At 73.2% G+C, this 18,892-nt stretch carries 15 protein-coding genes; 7 read left to right on the top strand and 8 right to left on the bottom strand.

The genetic code is table 11. The features are described from left to right. Nucleotides 1-16: 16 nt before the first annotated feature. A complete protein-coding gene (locus WMF34_RS33215) occupies nt 17-1,363 on the bottom strand; it encodes a serine/threonine-protein kinase (RefSeq protein ID WP_437990323.1) in 1,347 nt (448 codons plus the stop codon). Nucleotides 1,364-1,586: 223 nt separating this feature from the next. Here WMF34_RS33215 and WMF34_RS33210 point away from each other — a divergent pair, with 223 nt between their 5' ends. Continuing rightward, nucleotides 1,587-2,699 (top strand): hypothetical protein, encoded by a 1,113-nt coding sequence (locus WMF34_RS33210; protein ID WP_437990322.1) that lies wholly within the window; start codon nt 1,587-1,589, stop codon nt 2,697-2,699. Beyond that, entirely contained in the window at nt 2,696-4,387 is a 1,692-nt protein-coding gene (locus tag WMF34_RS33205) for a hypothetical protein (RefSeq protein ID WP_437990321.1), read from the top strand. The genes WMF34_RS33210 and WMF34_RS33205 overlap by 4 nt, the downstream gene beginning before the upstream one ends. 15 nt (nt 4,388-4,402) lie before the next feature. Here the strand turns inward: WMF34_RS33205 and WMF34_RS33200 are convergent, their stop codons facing one another. From WMF34_RS33200 to WMF34_RS33190, 3 genes are read right to left on the bottom strand one after another with little or no spacing between them, the layout of a single operon-like run. Next, nucleotides 4,403-5,968 (bottom strand): dipeptidyl-peptidase 3 family protein, encoded by a 1,566-nt coding sequence (locus WMF34_RS33200; protein ID WP_437990320.1) that lies wholly within the window; start codon nt 5,966-5,968, stop codon nt 4,403-4,405. A gap of 36 nt (nt 5,969-6,004) precedes the next feature. Further along, the gene (locus tag WMF34_RS33195) at nt 6,005-6,940 is read right to left on the bottom strand and encodes an SDR family oxidoreductase (RefSeq protein WP_012239114.1); all 936 of its coding nucleotides are present in this window, start codon (nt 6,938-6,940) and stop codon (nt 6,005-6,007) included. Next, a complete protein-coding gene (locus tag WMF34_RS33190) occupies nt 6,937-7,800 on the bottom strand; it encodes a lysophospholipid acyltransferase family protein (RefSeq protein ID WP_012239113.1) in 864 nt (287 codons plus the stop codon). Before WMF34_RS33190 ends, WMF34_RS33195 begins: the two co-directional genes overlap by 4 nt. A 375-nt stretch (nt 7,801-8,175) precedes the next feature. Between WMF34_RS33190 and WMF34_RS33185 the strand changes: the two genes are divergently transcribed. Beyond that, nucleotides 8,176-8,646: a GNAT family N-acetyltransferase gene (locus tag WMF34_RS33185; protein WP_012239112.1), complete on the top strand. Its 471-nt coding sequence runs from the start codon at nt 8,176-8,178 to the stop codon at nt 8,644-8,646. Here the strand turns inward: WMF34_RS33185 and WMF34_RS33180 are convergent. The 3 genes from WMF34_RS33180 to WMF34_RS33170 form a co-directional block, all read right to left on the bottom strand. Beyond that, nucleotides 8,613-8,933, bottom strand: a complete 321-nt coding sequence (locus tag WMF34_RS33180; protein WP_044969674.1) for a hypothetical protein — start codon at nt 8,931-8,933, stop codon at nt 8,613-8,615. The two genes, WMF34_RS33185 and WMF34_RS33180, sit on opposite strands and share 34 nt — an antisense overlap. Nucleotides 8,934-9,310: 377 nt before the next feature. Further along, nucleotides 9,311-11,068, bottom strand: coding sequence for a protein kinase domain-containing protein (locus WMF34_RS33175; RefSeq protein ID WP_437990319.1), 1,758 nt, complete (start codon nt 11,066-11,068; stop codon nt 9,311-9,313). Between the two features lie 206 nt (nt 11,069-11,274). After that, nucleotides 11,275-13,101: a radical SAM protein gene (locus WMF34_RS33170; RefSeq protein ID WP_157907911.1), complete on the bottom strand. Its 1,827-nt coding sequence runs from the start codon at nt 13,099-13,101 to the stop codon at nt 11,275-11,277. Nucleotides 13,102-13,320: 219 nt separating this feature from the next. Here WMF34_RS33170 and WMF34_RS33165 point away from each other — a divergent pair, with 219 nt between their 5' ends. The 4 genes from WMF34_RS33165 to radC all read left to right on the top strand — a co-directional run bounded on the left by WMF34_RS33165 (nt 13,321) and on the right by radC (nt 17,626). Further along, nucleotides 13,321-15,573, top strand: a complete 2,253-nt coding sequence (locus WMF34_RS33165) for a HEAT repeat domain-containing protein (protein ID WP_437990318.1) — start codon at nt 13,321-13,323, stop codon at nt 15,571-15,573. Further along, a complete protein-coding gene (gene xseB / locus WMF34_RS33160) occupies nt 15,570-15,944 on the top strand; it encodes an exodeoxyribonuclease VII small subunit (protein WP_437990317.1) in 375 nt (124 codons plus the stop codon). Before WMF34_RS33165 ends, xseB begins: the two co-directional genes overlap by 4 nt. 15 nt (nt 15,945-15,959) lie before the next feature. Continuing rightward, nucleotides 15,960-16,688 carry a competence/damage-inducible protein A gene (locus WMF34_RS33155; protein WP_012239106.1) on the top strand — a complete coding sequence of 243 codons (729 nt, stop codon included), beginning with the start codon at nt 15,960-15,962 and terminating at the stop codon, nt 16,686-16,688. Nucleotides 16,689-16,846: 158 nt separating this feature from the next. Beyond that, the gene (gene radC / locus WMF34_RS33150) at nt 16,847-17,626 is read left to right on the top strand and encodes a RadC family protein (RefSeq protein WP_012239105.1); all 780 of its coding nucleotides are present in this window, start codon (nt 16,847-16,849) and stop codon (nt 17,624-17,626) included. Here the strand turns inward: radC and WMF34_RS33145 are convergent. Continuing rightward, the gene (locus WMF34_RS33145; protein WP_437990316.1) at nt 17,623-18,834 is read right to left on the bottom strand and encodes a tetratricopeptide repeat protein; all 1,212 of its coding nucleotides are present in this window, start codon (nt 18,832-18,834) and stop codon (nt 17,623-17,625) included. The two genes, radC and WMF34_RS33145, sit on opposite strands and share 4 nt — an antisense overlap. Nucleotides 18,835-18,892 lie beyond the last annotated feature (58 nt).

The raw sequence follows: 18,892 nt of genomic DNA, 5'->3' as shown, positions 1-18,892 counted from the left end.
GGGGCCGCGGCGCGCGCTAGAAGCCGGGCTCGCGGAACTTGGCGCGCCCGGTCTCGGCAGGCGATCGGGAGCGAGGCGGGCTCGCGCTCGCGGCGGGGGTGGAGGACGGCGGCGCCGCGGGCGCGGTGGACGGGGCCGGCTCTGACACGCGCGCGGGCTCCGGGGCGCGCGGCTCGGCGGTGGCGACCCCCGGGCGCGGCTCCACCGTGACGGCCGGCGCCGCGGGCACCGCCACGGGCGGCGCGCCGGGGCCCTCCCCGAGGCCGATCCACAGGAGCGTCGCCGCTCCGAGCAGCGCGCCCGAGGCGACGAGCGCCGCCGCGGTGGCGATCGTCCGGGCGCGGCGGCGCGGGTCCAGGCGCGCGGGGGCGCGCCCCCGCGCCCTGCCCTCCGCGGCGCGCAAGGCGTCCTTGATCAGCGCCGCGCGACGCGAGGCGCGCGCGGCGAGCGCGTTGCGGATGTACCCCGTGACCTCGCCAGGGCGGCTGCCGAGGGCGGCGTCCACTTCCTCGAGCGCGTCCGCGAGCTCGGCCATCGTCGCGAAGCGCTCGGCCGGATCCTTGGCCAGCGCGCGCATCACCGCCGCCTCGAGCGCGGGGGGGTACCCGGGGACGAGGGGGCCCGGCGGATCGACCGGCTCGGGCCGCGCGATGCGCGCCATCGTCGCGAGGTCGTGGCTGGCGGCGAACGGGTGCGTGCCCGTCGTCAGCTGATAGAGCACGATCCCGAGCGCGAAGACGTCGGACCGCCGGTCCAGCTGCTCGCTATAGACCTGCTCGGGCGCCATGAAGAGGATCTTGCCCTTCATGTGCCCGGTGTTGGTCGTCGGGTTGTCCACCTGCGCCATGGCCTTGGCCACGCCGAAATCGGCGATTTTGACCGAGCCGTCCCGCGTGATCAGGATGTTGTGCGGCGAGACGTCCCGGTGAACGAGCCCGATCAGCGCGCCGCCGTCGTCCCGTAGCTCGTGGGCCGCATGCAGCCCGCGCGCCGCCTCGATCGCGATCCTCACCGCGACGGGCAGGGGGAGCGGGCTGCCCTGCTTGCGGGTGCTGCCGCCGAGCAGCGCCACGAGCGCGTCGCCGTCGATCCACTCCATCACGAAGTAGAGCACCCCGCTCTGCTCACCTTGATCCAGGATCGCGCACACATTGGGGTGCTTGATCCGGGAGGCGATGCGCGACTCGGTGAGGAACATGCGCTTGCAGCGCGGATCGCTGGAGAGCGCCGGCAGCATCGTCTTGACTGCCACGATCTTGTCGCCCGCCGCCCCGCCGCGCTCTCGGGCCGCCCACACGGTCCCCATTCCGCCCTGCGCGATGGCGATCAGCAGCTCATAGCGGCCGAGAAGCTGGCCTGGCACAAGATCGACGGGCGCTATCACAGCTCGTACCTGCGACTCCTGTGTCGTCGTGAGTCCGACCATGCTGAAGCTCTCACCGACAGTGGGAGAGCGTTCCAGGCGGGTCGTGCAAGAGCGTTCCAGGATCGGACGCCAATCTCAAACAATTTTCCAGTTGTCGAGGATCGGTCGGCGTGAGTACGGTTAGACTGCCTCTATCGCTTGGTGATGGAAGGAGGCGTGGGTGAAGCATCGGATCACCATCGGCGGAGTGGTATTCTTCGCCCTGGTCGGCGTCGGTCCGGCTGCGTTCGCCGAGCCTTCCCCGGAGGACGCCGGCCGCGCGCCGCCGGCCGCGGTCGCGAGCGACACTGCGGCTGTCGCTGCGCCCCACAAGCCGAGCGCCGCGGAGCTCGCGTCCGCGCGGCGCCTCTTCGCGCTCGGCCTCGCCGCGGAGGACAGCGGCCGGTGGGCAGAGGCGCTGGAGACGTACGAGCGCATCAGCAAGATCGTCGTTTCCCCGCCGCTCTGGTATCACCTCGGCGTCTGTCACGAGGCGCTCGGCCACGTCGTCGAGGCGCTCAACGCATTTGAGCTCGCTGCGTCCGGCGCGACCGCGCGGAACGAGATCGCGCTCGCCAGGGAGTCGCGGGCACGACTGGAGAAGCTTCGCGTGAAGACGTCGCAGCTCGTCCTGCAGCTGCCCGAGGACGCGACCGGCGTGCGCGTCGAGATCGATGGTGAGCCGATCCACGCCGCGCTCGTCGGCGCGGCCATCCTCGTGAGCCCCGGGGCGCGGCGGGTCGTGGTGGCGGCCGAGAACTATGCGGCGCGGTTCGAGGCGACGGTGCAGGCCGAGACGGGCGCGGTCGTCGAGCTGCGGGCCGAGCTCGGCCGCAAGCGCTCGCTCGCGGTCCCGCTGTCGCGCGCGCCCGCGCGCCAGGCGCTGCCCAGCGCGCCCGCGCCTGGCCCGCGCATCTCGCCGGTGGTCGTCGTGGGGACGGCGGCCGCGCTCGCCGCCGGCGCCGTGGTCACGGGCGCCATGGCGTACGACGTGCGGCACAGCTTCCTGAAGAAGAACGAGAACCCTGCCCCGGGCTCGCTGGGCGAGCGGCAGGCGCTGCGCGACCGCGGGCAAGCGCTCGCCGTCACGAGCACGGTGCTCACCGGGGCCGCCGTCATCGCGGGCGGCCTCGCCACCTACCTCTTCTGGCCCTCGTCCTCCTCGCGTGCCGCTCCTCCGGACGCCGCCGGGCGGCGGCCTGCGCCCGCGGCGCCGCGCATCCCCCGCCCGACGGCGCTCTCGCCGTGGGTCGGCGCGGACGGCGCCGGGGTCGCCGTGCGGGGAGTGCTGTGAGCGGCGCACCTCGCCCCGGAGCGGGCGTCGTCGCCGCGCTCGCCCTCGCCTGCGCAGGCCTCGGCGCGTGCGCCTTCATCGCGCCGTTCCCCGACGTCGCGGCGGATCCCGCGCCGGTGGGCGAGGGGGGCGGCGGCGGCGGCGGCGGGGCGGGCGGCGGCGCCGAGGTTCAGGAGATCTGCGTTCCGCTCACCGAGGCGGCCTGCTACGCGGGGCCGCAGGGCACGCAGGGCGTCGGCCTCTGCGTCGCCGGCGTCGCCGCGTGCAATGACGACGGGACGGACGTCGGCGCCTGCGTCGGCCAGGTGCTGCCCGCGTTCGAGAGCTGCGCCACGCCCGAGGACGAGAACTGCGACGGGCGAGCGTGCACGGGCGACCCCGTGCACAGCGTCGCGCTCGGAGGGGCCGGCGCTCAGCAGGGCCTGGGCGTCGCCGCCTCCGCCGACGCCGTCGTGGTGGTCGGCTCGGCGTCGGGCAGCACCGATCTCGGCGCGGGCCCATCGGACGAGCTGGGCGCGCTCGGTGAGCCGGACGCTTTCCTCGTCTCGTTCTCCCGCGACGCCTCCCGGCGCGAGGGTCGGTTCCGGTTCGGCCGCCGCTTCGCGGACAGCGTCGCCCGGGCGGTCGCGCTGGCGCCGGGGGGCGACGTGGTGCTCGCGGGCAGCGCGGCCGGCGACGTCGATTTCGGCGGCGGCGTGCTCGAGGGCGCCGGCCGCCGCGCCGACGTCGTCGTGGCGCGGTTCGACGCGACCGGGGCGCACCAGTTCAGCCGGCGGTTCGGCGACGACGCCACGCAACACGCGGCGGCGGTCGCCGTGGACCAGGCGGGGAACGCCTTCATCACCGGCGAGTTCTCGGGCACGCTCGACTTCGGCGAGGGCCGCCGGGGCGAGCGGTTCACCCTCGAGAGCCACGGCAGGAGCGACGCCTTCCTGGTCAAGCTCGACGCCGCCGGCCACGTCGACTGGGCCAAGCGGCTCGGCGGCCAGGGAGATCAGGCCGGTACCGGCGTCGCCGTCGACGGCGACGGCGACATCGTCGTCGTCGGCTGGTTCAGCGGGGAGATCGATCTCGGGGGCGAGAGGCCGCTCACCACCGACGCGAAGACCAACCTGTTCGTCGCGAAGCTCGACCCCTCGGGCGATCACGTCTGGAGCAAGGCGGCCGACGCGACCAACGCGGCCGAGGCGCTCGGCGTGGCCATCGATGGAGCGGGCAACATCCTCGTGACCGGCTCGTTCCGGAGGGCGATCTCCCTCGGCGAGTCGCTGCTCACGAGCAATGGAGACAAGGACGTCTTCCTCATCCGTCTGGACGACAACGGCGTCCTGCAGTGGTGCGAGGACTTCGGCGACGACGCCGACCAGGAGGGCGCCTCCGTCGCGGTCGATCTCGCGGGCAACATCCTCCTCACCGGCTCCTTCCTGGGGAACCTGGACATCGGCACGGAGGCGCACTCGGCCGTGGGCGCCGCGGATGTGTTCGTGGCGAAGCTCGACCCTGCCAGCAACCCGATCTGGTTGCGCTCGTTCGGCGACTCGGGCGAGCAGCGCGGCGCCGCCGTCGCCGTCGATCTCCTCGGCGATGGCTGGGTGACCGGCCGCTTCGACGGCGTCCTCGATCGCGAGGCAGCCACGGGCGCGAGCCAGGGCGCCGGCGACGCGTTCCTCGTGCAGATCGGGCCGTGAGCGCCGGCTGGCGGCTCACTCGCCGGCGAGCGGGTAGATCGGCCGGATGTCGATCGGGATCCCCTCGAGGCCGCCGAGCGCGTGCTGCATCGGCGCCGAGACCTCTCCGTATCTGGCGAGGAGCTCGCCGGCGGCCTGCCTGTCGCCGCGGTGCTGCACCATGCAGAGATCGCGGACGAGGCGGGTGATGGCGGCCTCGAGCTCCTCGGCGTCGACGGTGAAGCGCCGTGTCGCCGGGTCGAAGCGGGCGGCGCGCTCCTCGAGGAACCGGTTGATCTGGAGCGCGGCCCCCTTGCCGTGCGCCTCGGCCACGCCGAATCGGGTGCTCCTGAAGAGCCCTGCGAAATAGGAGATGAGGAGCTTTTCCCTGAAATCGGCCGCGAAGTGGCCTCGCTGGATCATGAAGAGGACGTTGTAAGCGCCCATCACGTCGGCCTTGGCCTCCTCCAGCGCGGAGTACGTCGGGCCGAGCGCGATCCGCACCTCGACCCGCTCCCCGCTCACGGTCGTGAACGCAGGGCCGAGGCTGTGCGAGAGCTCGTGGAAGAGCGTCTCGTTGAAGAACGCGTCGGAGGACAGGTGTTCGAGCTGCGCCGGGTCGAGGATGCGCTCGGCGATAGGGCGCATGATCAGCTCGAACTTCGTCTCGATGACGTTGCGGAGCAGGACCTTCTTGGCCCCCTTCTCGGCGCGGACGCGCTCGTCGTTCGGCAGGTTGAACGCGATCGTCTGGACCGATTTGCGGGCGTCGCCGGCGCTGAACACGAGGTCGACGACCTGGATGGGGCTCTCGCCGCCCCGCGCGGTCTTCACGTCCTCGGGGACAGGCAGGTTGCGCTCCATCTCCGGGAGGAGCTCCTTGTACTTCGAAAGCTTCCGGGAAGCGTCGGGGTCGCTCACCGTGACGAACGACTCGAACGAGGCCTTGAGGCCGAGGAGCTCGTCCTCGTAGGTCTCGTAAGGGCCGATGGTCGCCTCGACGCGGCTGTCGAGGTCCATCCAGTCCTTGTCGGATGCATAGTAGTCGTCGGAGCGGAACGCGGCGGCCCGGGACCTCAGGAACCGCCTTAGGCTCTCGCTCGCGGTGAGCGCCGCGGCCTCCTCGAGGAGCGCGCCGGCGGGGCCGAGCCACGCGGCGTAGGCCTGGCTGTACGGCACGGCGACGAGCCGGCCCTGGTCCCGGCGGATGAGCGTGAACAGGCTCTCGAAGGCCTCCTTGTCGCCCGGGTGCTGCTCGATCCACGCGTTGAGCTCGTCGGCCGAGAGATCCTCTGGGTAGAAGCCAGCGCCAGGCGGATGGGGCCTGTCGATGGCGAAGGGGCGGTGGTGATCCTGCCTGTCCCACGGGCCGCGCATGATGTCGAAGTAGGCGAGCCTGTCCCGCCCCTCCGGGGTGCCGTCCGCGACGAGCTCCTCGCGGAGCTCCGGGTTCCCGGCGTAGGCCTGCCGATCGAACACGGGATCGAGCTGCCGCGAAGCCTCGATGAGCTTGCCGAGCGCTCTCCTCTCCGGCTCGGGCAGATCGTCGATGTCCGCGGTGAGCCTGGCCGGCGCGAACTGCTTGACCTTCTCGGACAACATCGGGACCTCCTTATCTCATGATACCTTGTCCCCGGCTCAGGGGCGGCTCGCCGGGACCGGGTGGGCGTCGCGGTACTCGCGGATGGCCTGGGCTTCGTCGATGGCGTGCTTGAACCCGGTCGCGGCGCGGAACGCGGCCCCGTCCACGACGACGGGGTACTTGATGTGGGTCAGCGCCGCGCGAGGGAGCTTCGGCAGGCCGAAGCGGCCGAACGCGTTGCGCAGCACGAACTCGGGGAGGGGCACCGCCACCCGGCCCGCCGCGCGGATGATGAGCGACAGGGGCACAGGCTGCGGGCCAGAGACGTTGTAGACGCCGCGGATGCGCTTCTCGAGGGCGAGGCAGATGGCGGTCACGACGTCCTGCTCGTGCATGAACTGGAACAGCGGGTCGAACCCGAGCACGTACGGGACGCGGGGGCCGCGGAGGAAGCTCGCCAGCGTGCCGTGGCCTGTCGGGCCGAGCGTGTAGCACATGCGGAGGACGGTCGTGCAGAGCTCGGGAGCGCGCCAGAGCGCCGTGCAGGCGTAGAGATCGGCCGCGACGAGGTCGGCGAGCTCGGGGAAGGTGGACACCGCCATCGGAGGATCCTCCTCCGTGTGGTAGAGCGGCGACTCGGGGCCGGCGCCGTAGTAGGTGTGTCGGCCGACGAAGATCACGTGTTCGACCCCGCAGGCGCGGCTGTTGTCGAAGACGACGCGCGTGCCGCCGAGGTTGATCCGATACCGCTCCTCCGTCTGCTCCACGAGGTGCGTCACGGTCGCCATGTGGATGACGGCCTGGGGCCGGCTCTTGCGGAACACGTCCTCCGCGGCGCGCTTCTGCAGATCCACGTTGTGCATCTCGATGCCGGCCGGGGCGGCCGGCCACGGCCGCCGGTCGATGCCGATCACCTCGTGCCCCTCCTCGAGGAGGCGGGTCGCGACCATGCGGCCCAGCTGGCCGGTGATCCCTGGGATGAGGACCCTCATGCGTGCTCCTTCGATGAGGCGGGCCTGGGCGGCGTGGCGCCGCGCCAGTCCAGCGAGAGCTTCCCGCGGCGCCGCTTTCGCCCGGCCTCGATGAGCTCGGCGATCCTCGCCTTCACCTGCTCGACGTGGCCGAGGATCACCTCGTCTTCTTCGGCGCCGGTCCCGGCGAACGTCATCGGCTCGCCGTACGTGATCTCCAGCTGGACCGGCAGCGGCGCCGGGACGAGGTACGGGGTGATCGGGATGTACGGCACGCCGAACAGCCGGCCGATCGTGTACGAGTTGGCGATGGTCGGCACCGCCTCGCCGCCGCCGACGAAGCCGAAGGGGATGACGGGCGTCCTCGTCTTCATCGCGAGCCGGACGAACCCCGATCCGAAGTGCACGAGCGAGTTGCGCTCGCTGTAGAGCTTGGCGGTGCCGCGCGCCCCCTCGGGGAACACCATGAGCAGCCGCTCGTCCTCGAGGAGGCGGCTCGCGTGCTCGGGGAGGCCGGTGAACTGCCCCGTGCGGCTCGACCAGAGCGAGGTGAAGGGGAGGCGATTGATGAACTTCTCCGCCATCCCCTCGGCCAGGCGCGGCGGATCCATCGCGAAGAACATCGACGCGACCACCATCGCCCCGTCGATGGCGACTCCCCCGCAGTGATTGCCGACGAGCATCGCCCGGCCGCGCGCGGGGACGTTCTCCAGGCCCGTCACGCCCACCGAGAAGTAATGATGATAGAAGAAGTCCAGGAGGGAGAAGAAGAGACCCAGGTGCTTCTGGGAGATGCCGTAAGGATCGACCCCGAAGCTGTTGAAAGGGATCTCCAGCCGCTGGACGCGCTGGGCAATCGAGTCGCTGACGAGCAGTGTCAAGGGTCACCCTCCGGGAGGCTTCGGCGCCCGGAGGGTATGCGCGATCGGGCGAGGAGCACAACCTCCGCCAACCGGCGCAAGAGGCCGCCGGCGCGGCGGAGCCATGGACCACGCGCCGAGCGCCGGGCGCGCTCGTCGAGGATCGCTCCTCGAAACATAACGCGCCGCGGCGACTCCTTCGCGACCGGTCGTCACCGGCCGCGCGCTCGTCGCTGGATCGATGCGCCGCGCGTGGTGCGCGTGGTGCGCGTCGTCATTGAGCAGCCGTGCTGCCCGCGGTATGGGGTCGACCATGTCGATCCGATGCCGCGCTTCCGCGCTTTCCGGCCGTACGGCCGGAGAACGTCCCTGCGACGCCCGCCGGGAGGTCGCCTCGTGACAGCGCTCGTGATCCGCCGGGCGGCGCCCACCGACGCCGCGCTGATCGCGGCGAACAACCGGGCGATGGCGCTCGAGACGGAGGGCAAGGTGCTGGATGCCGCCACCACCCTCCGCGGCGCCGCCGCGCTGATCGCGGATGCCGCCAAAGGGTTCTATCTGGTGGCCGAGCACGCGTCCGAGATGGCCGGGCAGCTGATGATCACCTACGAATGGAGTGACTGGAGAAACGGTACTTTCTGGTGGATCCAGTCCGTCTATGTGACCCCCGCGCAGCGGCGCAGCGGGGTCTTCCGGGCGCTGTATCGGCGAGTCCACGAGATGGCGGCGGACGCGGGGGACGTATGCGGTATCCGCCTGTACGTGGAGACCGCGAACGCGCGAGCGCAGTCGACGTACGTCGCGCTCGGAATGCGGCGTTCGCACTACGAGCTCTACGAGCTCGATTTGGCCTTCGGCTCGTCCTGAGGGGGCCGGGTCTCCTGGTTCGAACCAGGGGGGACGACCGCGGCCATCGACGGCCAGGAGCCCTTGACGAGGGCTCGCATCGCGGCCGTCTTCAGCGCCACCTCCCCGGGATCGAGGAAGACGCCGAGGGCCTGGCGGATGTGAGGGAGCGTGCGGATGAGATCGGCTGGCGTCATCGCTTCGGGCGGTGACACATCGCTCCGCTCGCAGGCCTCCTGGATGATCTTTCTGGCGAACGCGGGTGCGAGGCCACAGCACTCGACGACCTGCTCAAAAAGCGAGCGCATGAGCTGGTTCCCCCCGGGGTAACGTCCGACGCGCGGCGCGTCTTTCACTTGGGCGAGCACATACCGCCCCACGACAAGAATAGCCTACCTCCCATATCGCGCTCGTGAGGCGACCACTGACGTTCTGCTGTCTTCCGTGAGCATGTAGGCGACGCCGCGCGTTCAATGTGCGATAGCGCGACGCGACGTCGCGTTGTCGGCGCCGAGGTCGCGGGTGCTCGCGGTCGTCGAGGTGTTGGACGTGTCTCCATGGTCGGAGTGTTGGACGAGGCGGCGAAAAGGATCATGGCTCGGCCCGGGGGGCGCGCTGGATCCATGCGCACGTACCGTCTTGGGCTATCTCGGCGGTGACGTCGTGCGTCACAGCCCTGTGTGCGTCACAGGCCGGATGGCTTGAAGGTCGTCCGCGGAGCGCTCCGCTTCGGCTCTGGCGCCTTTGGCGCGGTCTTCGGCGCCGCGCTCCGAACGGTCGAGGAGCGGGTGGCCGGCTTCGCCGTCGGAGCCGTGGATCCGCTGGTCGTGCGCGTGTCGGGCCGGCTCGTCCTCGGCTTGACGGCCGCGGGCGAGGTCGCTCGGGAGCTCGGCCGCGGGGCGGGGCTCGTCGCGCGGTTGGCGGTGGGGGCAGGGACCTGCGCGGGCCCACCGGGCGCGGAGCCGTGGGTGGACCGGTCAGGGGCGGGGCTCTGGGGGGCTCCGCCGGGAATCACGCCCTGAGCGGAGCCCCCAGGGACCGGGGACCCGGCCGGTTCGCCGGGATGCCCGGGCGCGGCCGCCTGGACCGGCCCGCTGGCCGCCGCTGCCGCGGGGAAGAAGGACGAGACCCGGGAGACAGAGGCGCTCTCCGCCGTGAAGGGAGCGGCTGGCTCTTGCTGGCCGACGGCGAGAAAGGCGCCCGCCCCGACCGCGAGCGCGACCGCGCAGGCGCTGGCGAGCACGCGGCGGCGCACGATGTGGTGCCGGCCGCGGGAGACGGCCTCGGAGACGACGGCGCCCAGCCCCGGCGCGCTGCCCTCGGCGCCCGAGTTGTCCTGTGCTGCCTCGACGCTCCGCTGGGTCAGGGGAGCGCGCTGGCTCAGGGGCAGACGATCGCTCAACGGAGAGCGCGGGCTCAGAGGATCGCTCAACGGAGAGCGCTGGCTCAGCGGCGATCGCCCCGACCTGGGCGCCGAGGCGGGAGCGCCCCGCGCGCTGACCGGCGCGGTGAGGCTCTCCGGCGGCCCGCGCAAGCCGACCTCCTTGATGAGCGCCTCCACCGCCCGGGGCGACGACACGGCGAGGCCCGGCGTCTGCGTGGCTGCGTCTTCCAGCGCCTCGGCGAACGCCGCGGCGGTCGGGAAGCGCTCGTCGGGGTCGGTGCGCAGCGCGCGCAGGCAGATCTCGTCGATCGCGGCCGGCACCGACGGGACCACCCCGCGCGGACCCGTGGGCGCGCCCTGGAGGATCTGCGCGAGCAGCGCGCCGTCATTGTCGGCCTTGAACAGGCGCTCCTCCGTGAGCATCTCCCAGAGCACCACGCCGGCCGAGTACACGTCGCTGCGACGGTCGACGTTCGCGGCCCGGATCTGCTCGGGCGCCATGTAGGCGAGCTTGCCCTTGAGCGCGTTGCCCCGCGTCGACATGAGCCTCGTCTCGGCGCGGGCCACGCCGAAGTCGGTGATGCGCGCGATGCCGTCGACGCCGACGAGCACGTTCTGCGGCGAGACGTCGCGGTGCACGAGGTTGAGCGGCTCGCCCTCGCTCCCCGTGAGCTCGTGCGCGGCGTGGAGACCCGCGAGCACGTCGAGGAAGATGCGGAGCACGATCCCGAGCGGGACGGGCCGCTTCGCCCGCGCGCACGTGCGGAGCAGGCTGTGCAGCGACGGCCCCTCAATGTACTCCATGACGAGGAACAGCGGGTCCTCGACGAGATCGAACGTCGCGACGACATTGGGGTGGCGGACCCGCGCCGCGAGGCGCGCCTCGTCGAGGAACATCGCGACGAACTCGGGCTCCGCCGCGATGTGCGGGTGCATCATCTTCAGGGCGACGAGGCGCTCGAACCCGCCGGCGCCCAGGGCCCGCCCGAGATACACCGTCGCCATGCCGCCTGACGCGATGGCGCGCAAGCTCTCATAGCGGCCCGCGTGCAAGGTCACGTGACCAGACTACACCATGCGTGGTGCGTTCTCCACGACTCCCGCGCCGCTCACGCGAGCCTCCTCCCACACGGCCGCGAGGAGAACCGGATTCTGTGTCGATGTGAGGTGCCCTGCGACTGATCGCCGAGCCCAGGGGCGCCGAGCCCAGCGGCTCACGTGACCTGTCTCTCGGCGATGCGGGGCCGCGCCGCGTGGGAGCGCGATCAGCTCACGATCGGCAGCCGCCTGGCCACCCGCCGTGAGCGCGCGCCGCCCTGCTCGCGCTCGCGCAACGCAAGGTCGTGCTCGATGATCGTTAGGGGGTTGTCGTAGGCGGGTAAAGGAAGATCCTGATTCTTCGCATAGACAGGGTGCCTACCGTGCTTCTTGTACCACTCGGCCACCGTGGCATTGGCCTTCATTTTTTCTAGGATATTCCGCCATCCAGCCCCGGTGTTGTACGCACAGAAGCTGATCTCGCCGAGCTGCGTTCCGTACGGAATGATGCACATCTCGGTGCGGCGGAAGTCGTAATTGAACAGGTCCTGGAACCACATGCCCGCGACGAAAAGGACCCGCCACTCGTACTCGCGGGCGTCGCCCTCGCCGGCGTGCGCGGCGCCCGTCTGGCTCATGAACTGCTTCACGAGCGTCGCGAGGTGGAAGCCGGGCGGCGCCTTGTCCGGCTGGTAATGGCGCAGCAGCGCGGTGACGACCTGCGCCTTCGTGAGGGCGCGGCCGCGCCCCGCGTCGAAGATCGCGCGCAGGTCGGAGAGCAGCCCTTCGACATCGATGAAGTCGAGCAGCGGGACCATCTGCTTCGTCTTCTTGTGGACGAACAGCACGGTCCCGATCCCGCAGTTCGGGTGGCAGCCGCAGTTGATCTGCCCCCAGTCCTTGTCGGGGCCGTCGAGGAGGTCGGTCACGTTGCCGAAGGGGCTGAGCGCCGACAGGGGGAACCAGTCGCGCAGCGGGTCGGTCACGCCGGTCTGCCGGGCGATGTCGTGCGCGAGGTGGCTCAGCGTATAGCGCTGCTTCTCGCGCAGCTCGTCGGAGATGTCCTCGTCGCGGCCGGTGAAGCTGACCGGCTGGAAGCTGACGACGGTGATCTTGTCGGCGTTCTGGACCGCAAAGTCGATGATCGGCCCCACCTGATCGTTGTTGACCCCGTTGACGATCGTCACGACCAGGATGACGTCGATCCCGGCGGCCGAGAGCTCCTCGATCGCCCGCAGCTTCACGTCGTAGAGGTTCCCGATCTTCCGGTGGCCGTTCGCGGCGTTCGTGACCCCGTCGAACTGCAGGTACGCCATCCGGAGGCCCGCTTCCTTGGCCTTCCTGGCGAAGCCCGGCTCGTCCGCGAAGCGGATCCCGTTCGTCGCGCACTGCACCGCGAAATAGCCCTTCTCGCGCGCGTACCGGATCGCGTCGAGGAAGTGCGGGCTCAGCGTCGGCTCGCCGCCGGAGAACTGGATCGACATCTGGCGGCGCGGGCGCACCGCCGCCGCGTCGTCCAGGATCCTCGTGATCTCCTCCCAGGAGAGCTCATGCACGTAGCCGACCTGATTGGCATCCATGAAGCACGGGTCGCACATCATGTTGCAGCGGTTCGTCAGGTCGACCGTGAGCACCGCGCCGCGACCGTAACGGATGGTGCTCGATCCGTGGTCGTGGATCCTGTCCTTCGTCATCTCGACGTCGCGGCCGCCGAACAGGCGCTCGATCCGGGCCAGGAACGCCGGGTCGATCGAGATCGTGTCCGAGAAGAAGCCGTGCTTCGGGCACGTCTTCTCCATGACCACGCGGCCTTCGCGCGCGACGATGCTGGCGCGGATCTCCCCGGGCTTGTCCGTGATGAGCTTGGTCCAATCCGCCCTGCCACTCAGGATCTCGGCGCGCGCCTCCTTGACGCAGCGCGGGCACAGGCTGTCCGTCTCGCGAGGCCAGCCGAGCGGGGGCTTCGTGCGCTCGCCGCCCCTCGGGATCGGCTTATCGCTCCACTTCGGGTGAAACGGCCTGGGCTCGCCGCCGAGGCGGCTCAGTCGCTGCAAGACCGGCCACGCCTTGCCGGCGGAGACCGTGATGGCCTTTTCCAGTGTCCGTACCAGGTCGATCAAGCGTCACCTCTCTCACAGCCGCATATCGCGGCTGCACGGTAGGTCGACCTAGCGCGTGCTTCCATCAAATTCCAGGCTGTCACGCGGCGCTGGCGCGGCTCGGCCTGGGGCGTGACAGCGGGCCGTCGATCGCGGGATAGTGCGGCGCAGCGAATGCGATTCCTCCCTGGAAACCCCCGCGCCCTGGGCCTCGCCGCGGCGCTCGCGGCCACCGCGATGGCGGGCCCGGCGGCGCCTCAGCCGGCTTCGCGGACCGCCCGGGCGCCGCGGGCCGCGGAGGAAGGCGGCAAGGCGTCCGCGAGGGCCGAGCCCGGCGCGACGCCGCTGCGCGGCAGCCTCGGCGTGCCCGTCGGCGAGCGGCTGCTGTCGTCGAGCGACCCGGCGGCGCGGCTCCGCGGCATCGAGCGCCTCGGGGCGATCGGCACCGAGGAGGCGGTGAGCGCGCTGCTCGCCGCGCTCGAGCAGCACGGCGCCCCGGGGGCGCGCGATCCCAGGGCGCGCCTCGCGGCGGTGCGGGCGCTCGCGCCGCACGCGCGGCGCGACAGCGTGCGCCAGCTCCTCGCGCGCGAGCTCTCGGAGAGCGCGCCCGCGCGCGGCGCCGCCTCGCCGCTCGGCGAGGTGCTGCGCGGCACCGCCGCCCTCGCGCTCGCGCGCACGGGCGAGCGGCGCGCGCTCGGCGTGCTCGTGAACGCGATCGTGCAGGGCGGGGCCGCGGGCGAGGCAGCCGCGCGCGCGATCAAGGCGCACCCGCCCGCGTCGCTCCAGCTCCTGCTCGGCAGCCGCAAGCGGATCGAGCCGGCGCTCGCGAGCTTCCTCGGCGATCTCGGCGATCTCCGGGCGATCGCGGCGCTCCGGCCGATGCTCGAGGGCGGCGACAGGGCGGCGCAGGTGGCCGCGGCGCGCGCCCTCGCGCGCCTCGGCGACGAGGCGGCGCTGGCGAAGGCCCGCGCGTGGCTCCGCAAGCCAGAGCCGGGGCTCTTCGAGCCGACGGCGGAGATCCTCGTGTACCTCGGCGCGCCGGAGGCGGCGGACGCCGTGGCCGCGCTGCTCGGATCCGAGCTCGGGCGGATGGAGGGGCTCAGGCTGGCCGAGCTCGGGCCGGCGGAGCGGCTCGCGCCGGCGCTCGCGCGCGCCCTCCCGCTGCTCCCCGACGACGCGCGGCCCCGCGCGGTCGCGGCGATCGGCCGCGCGGGCGGCGCGGAGGCGGCGCGGCAGCTGCGCCGGGTCCTGAGCGAGCGCCCCGAGCTGGCGACGGCGGCCGCGTTCGCGCTGGCGACGATGCCGGGGGCCGAGGCGCGGGCCGCGCTCGCGGAGCTCTTCGACGGCCCGCGCGCCGCGAAGGACGCGGACCTCCGCAGGCTCGGCCTGCGCGCCGGGGTGGTCCGCGGGCTCGCGCTGCGCGACGCGCCCGAGGCGCTCGAGAAGCGGCTGCTCGCCGCGCTCGCCGCGCCGATCGGGTCGAGCGATCGCGCGGTCGGGGTGTTCGGCGCCGTGGCGCTCGGCCTCCGCGACGCGGTCGATGTCGTCGGCGCCTGCTCCCCGTCGTCCTGCGATCGCGCGGCGGTCCACGCGGCGGCGCGCGGCGCGCTCGCTCGGGGCGAGCGCGCCCTCGCCGCCCTCGCGCCGCTCTTCGCGGCGCTCGCGGCGCCGGGCGGCGACCCGGCGCCCGGCGCCGCGAACGCCGCGAACGCCGCGAACGCCGCGAACGCCGCGAAGAGCGGCGACGCGGCGCCCGACGCGGCGGCGATCTCCGCCGGCGTCGCGCTGCTCGCGGAGCCCGGGGGCGGGGCGATCGCGACCTCGCGGCTCGCCGCCCTCGCGGAGGCGGGCGGACCGCTGTCGCCGCTCGCGGCCCGAGCGCTCGCGTCCCGCGATGACGAGGTGGTCCGCGGCAGGATCGAGCGGCTGCTCGAGGGGGGCGATCCCGTCGTGCGCGCGCACGTCGCGCTCGGCCTCGGGAGCGACCCGATGCCCGACAGCGTCTCCCTTCTCGCCCGCGCGTACCGCTTCGAGGACGACCCCGCGGTGCGCCGCGCGATCGTCCGCGGCCTGTCCCGGCGCACCGAGGTGCAGCGCAGGCGCGTCCTCGTCGCGGCGCGGGATCTCGATCCTGACGAAGGGGTGCGCGCGCTCGCGCGGGCCGCCCTCTCCGGCGCCGACGCGCGGGCCCTCGATATGCCGCGCTCCGCGCTGGCGACGGGCGTCGTGTGGGTGGCCATCGTCCCCAACGACCCGAGCGCGTCCGGGAGCGCTTCCTCGCGTCCGGCACGGCTCGTCCGGCCGGATGGGCTGGCGGTCCCCGTCGTGGCCGATCCCGACGGCGTGCTCCTCGTGCCGGCGGTGCCGCCCGGCGCGAGCGCCGTCCTGCTTGCGCCGGCCGCACCCCCGGGGGACGCTGGCTCATGACGACGATGAGCAACGCGACGGACGAGGGCGGCGCGGGCGTGGAATCACGCGCCGAATCACGCGTCGAACCGAGCGCGGAGCCCGGCGCCGCCGGGGCGCCGGCGAAGGCCGAGGCCGAGCGCGCTCCGCGGAGCGGCGACGCGGGCGCCGGCGCGATGTCGTTCGAGGAGTCGACGCGCCGCCTCGCGAAGATCGTCGCGGAGCTCGAGGGCGGCGATCTGCCGCTCGAGCGCGCGCTCTCGCTCTTCGAGGAGGGCATCCGCCTCTCGCGGTCGGCGCAGGAGCGCCTCGATCGCGCGGAGAAGCGCGTCGAGGAGCTGCTCGGGATGGACGCCGACGGGCGCCCGGTGACGCGCGAGTTCGAGAGCTGAGCGGAAGAGGGTGACATGAGGACCGCAGCGGCGCTGATCATCGGCAACGAGCTGCTCAGCGGGAAGATCGCTGACGAGAACCTGGTCGTGCTCGCGGGCACCCTGCGCGCGCTCGGCGTCAGGCTGGAGCGGGCGGTCATGGTGCTCGACGAGCTCGAGGTGATCGCCGCCGAGGTGCGGGCGCTCGCGGCGTCGCACGACTGGGTCTTCACGAGCGGCGGCGTGGGCCCGACGCACGACGACCTGACGATCGCGGGCGTCGCGCGCGCGTTCGGCGTGCCGGTGGTCAGCGCGCCCAACATCGAGAGCCTCCTGCGCGATTACTACGGCGATCGGCTCACCGAGGGGCACCTGCTCATGGCCCGCATCCCGGAGGGCGCGCGGCTCGTGACCGGCGGCAGCGCCGCGTGGCCCGGCGTGGTGATGCGCAACGTGTGGATGCTGCCCGGCGTGCCGCAGATCTTCCGGGCGAAGCAGGCGCTCATCCAGGCGGAGCTCTCCGGCGGGGCGCCGTTCGTCTCGCTCGCGGTGTTCACGACCCTCGACGAGGGGCAGCTCAAGCCCATGCTCGACCGCGTGGTCGATGCCCACCGCGACGTCGACATCGGCTCTTATCCGAGGTGGTCCGGCGTCGAGTACCGCACGAAGCTCACGTTCGACGGCCTCGTCGAGGCCAGGGTGCGCGCGGCGCGCGACGCGTTCGCCGAGAGCCTCCCCGCGGAGACGATCGTCCGCGTCGAGTGACGCGCGCGCGTCTCCGTTCCCGCTCCGGGCGAGGGCGCGACGGCGTGAGGGCCTGGCGGCCGCCACCCTCCGCCGCCGCTCCGCCGCCTCGCCGGCGCGCGCGCCCCCGCGGCGCCCCGGGCGGGCGGGCGGGCCCGCCGCGTGCTTGTCGCTCGCGCATGACCCCGTGGAAGCGCGCCCCCCTGCTGTCCGATCACCTCCCCGAGACGTGCACCGACGACCCCTCGGCGCTGGCCGCCTTCGTCGGCCCGCGAGAGCGCGCGCTCGAGGAGGGGATCTGGTCGCTCGGCGACGCCGACCTGCTCGCGATCGTGCTCGGCACAGGGCTGGTCGGCACCCCCGTGACGCTCGTCTCCGCCGCGCTCCTCTCGCGCTTCGCCGGGCTGGAGGGGCTCGCGCGGCTCGGCCCGCACGCGCTCGCCGAGCACCCCGGCCTCGGTCTCGCGAAGGCGCTCCGGATCGCGGCGTCGCTCGAGCTCGGGCGGCGCGCCTTCGAGCGCTCGGTGCGCCCGCGGCCTCCGGTGCGCACCTCGGCCTCGATCGCGGCGTGGTGCGCGGCGCAGCTCGGCCCGCTCGATCACGAGCAGATGTGGGTGATCTCGCTCGACGGCCGCAACGGGATGAGGGGAGCGCGCAGGGTCGCGCAGGGCGGGCTCCACGGGTGCTCCGTCACCGCCAGGGACATCCTGCGCGCCGCGCTCTCGGACGCGGCCTCGGCGCTCGTGCTCGTGCACAACCACCCGAGCGGCGACTCGGCTCCGTCGCCCGAGGACGTGGCCATGACCAACGCGGTCGCCGCCGCCGGCGAGGTGATCGGCGTGCCGCTCGTCGACCACGTCATCCTCGCGCCGGACGGGCACTACTCCTCGCTGCTCGATCTCGGGATGATCGCGCCCGGCGACGCGCCGCGCGGCGCCGCCCCGCCGAGCCGAGGCTAGGCGCGCCGGCCGACCAGGAGGCCGTGCCGCTCTCCGCCGGGCGCCCCTCCGGTGCCCGGCACGCTCGCGAACCGCAGCGTCGCGCCGCCCCAGTCGACCGACGGGCTCCCCTTCAGCAGCGAGGTATAGAGCGCGCTCGCCTGCGTCATCGGGCAGCCGATCGCCTCGCGCACGAGCGTGAGCGACGCGCCCGTCGCGTAGCTGACCGGCGCCTGCCGGCCGTCCTCGCCGATCACCGTGACCTTGAAGACGTCGTCCTCGGCGCGCGCGGCGCGCTCCGGATCGGTCAGCGCGAGGTGCAGCGCCTCGATCGCGCCGCTCCCGGGGCCATTGTTCGGGGAGTCGAGGGTCACGTGGAGCTCGAGGAGCGGCGCCGTGTAGCGGACGATCTGCCGCGCCGCCGCGCCCTCCGCGGTCGCGGGCGCCGCGCGCGCCTCGCGGCGCCTGAGCTGCGCCTCTGTGACGAGCGCCGATCGCGCGAGCTCCCGCTCCGTCTTGCCGAGCAGCCGGCGCGCGCGCATCTCGGCGAGCGCGCGCTGCAGCACCTCGCGGTTCCTCGCCGCCTGCTCGTGGCTCCGCTCGCGCGCGAGCAGCGCCTCGAGCTCGCCCAGCGCTCGCTCGTGCTCCCCGATCGACGCGAGCGCGTCCGCGAGCGTGAGCCGGGCGTCGGCGAACGAGGGCGCGCGCCTCACCGCCTCGCGGTAGGCCGCGATGGCCGGCGCGATCTCCCGCCGCGCCTCGTGCGCGAGCCCGAGCGCGAAGGCCGCCCGCGCGTCCTCCGGCGCCGCCTCGCACGCGCGCGCGAGCCAGCGCGCCGCCTCGTCGTAGAGCCGCAGATCGTAGAGCACGACCCCGAGCTCGCGCAGCGCCCGCGGATCGGGCGGCTCGATCGCCGCGCCCCGCCGGAGCTCCGCGGCCGCCTCGTCGAGCCGGCCGAGGCGGACCAGGGCGCGGGCGTAGGCGAGGCGCGCCTCGATCAGCTCCTCCCCTCCGTCCTCCGCTCCGCCGAGCTCCACCCCGCGCGCGAGCGCCCTCGCCGCGTCCGCCCAGCGCTCTTCCGCCGCGTACGCGGCCCCGAGCGCGAGCCACGCCCCCGCGTCGTCCGGCGCGCCCGCGACGTGCCCCTCGAGCCCGGCGATCCCGCCTGCCATGTCTCCGCGGCTCAGCAGATCGAGCGCGCGCGCTCGCTGCGCTCCGGACGACGTCATCGCGGCAGCGTACGCCGGCGCGGCGGCGCGGGTCGAGCGCCGGAGCGGGCGGGGCCTC

It is taken from the genome of Sorangium sp. So ce145, assembly GCF_051525985.1.
GTDB classification, from domain to species: domain Bacteria; phylum Myxococcota_A; class Polyangia; order Polyangiales; family Polyangiaceae; genus Sorangium; species Sorangium cellulosum_B.
This window is presented reverse-complemented; position numbering and strand designations above follow the sequence as displayed.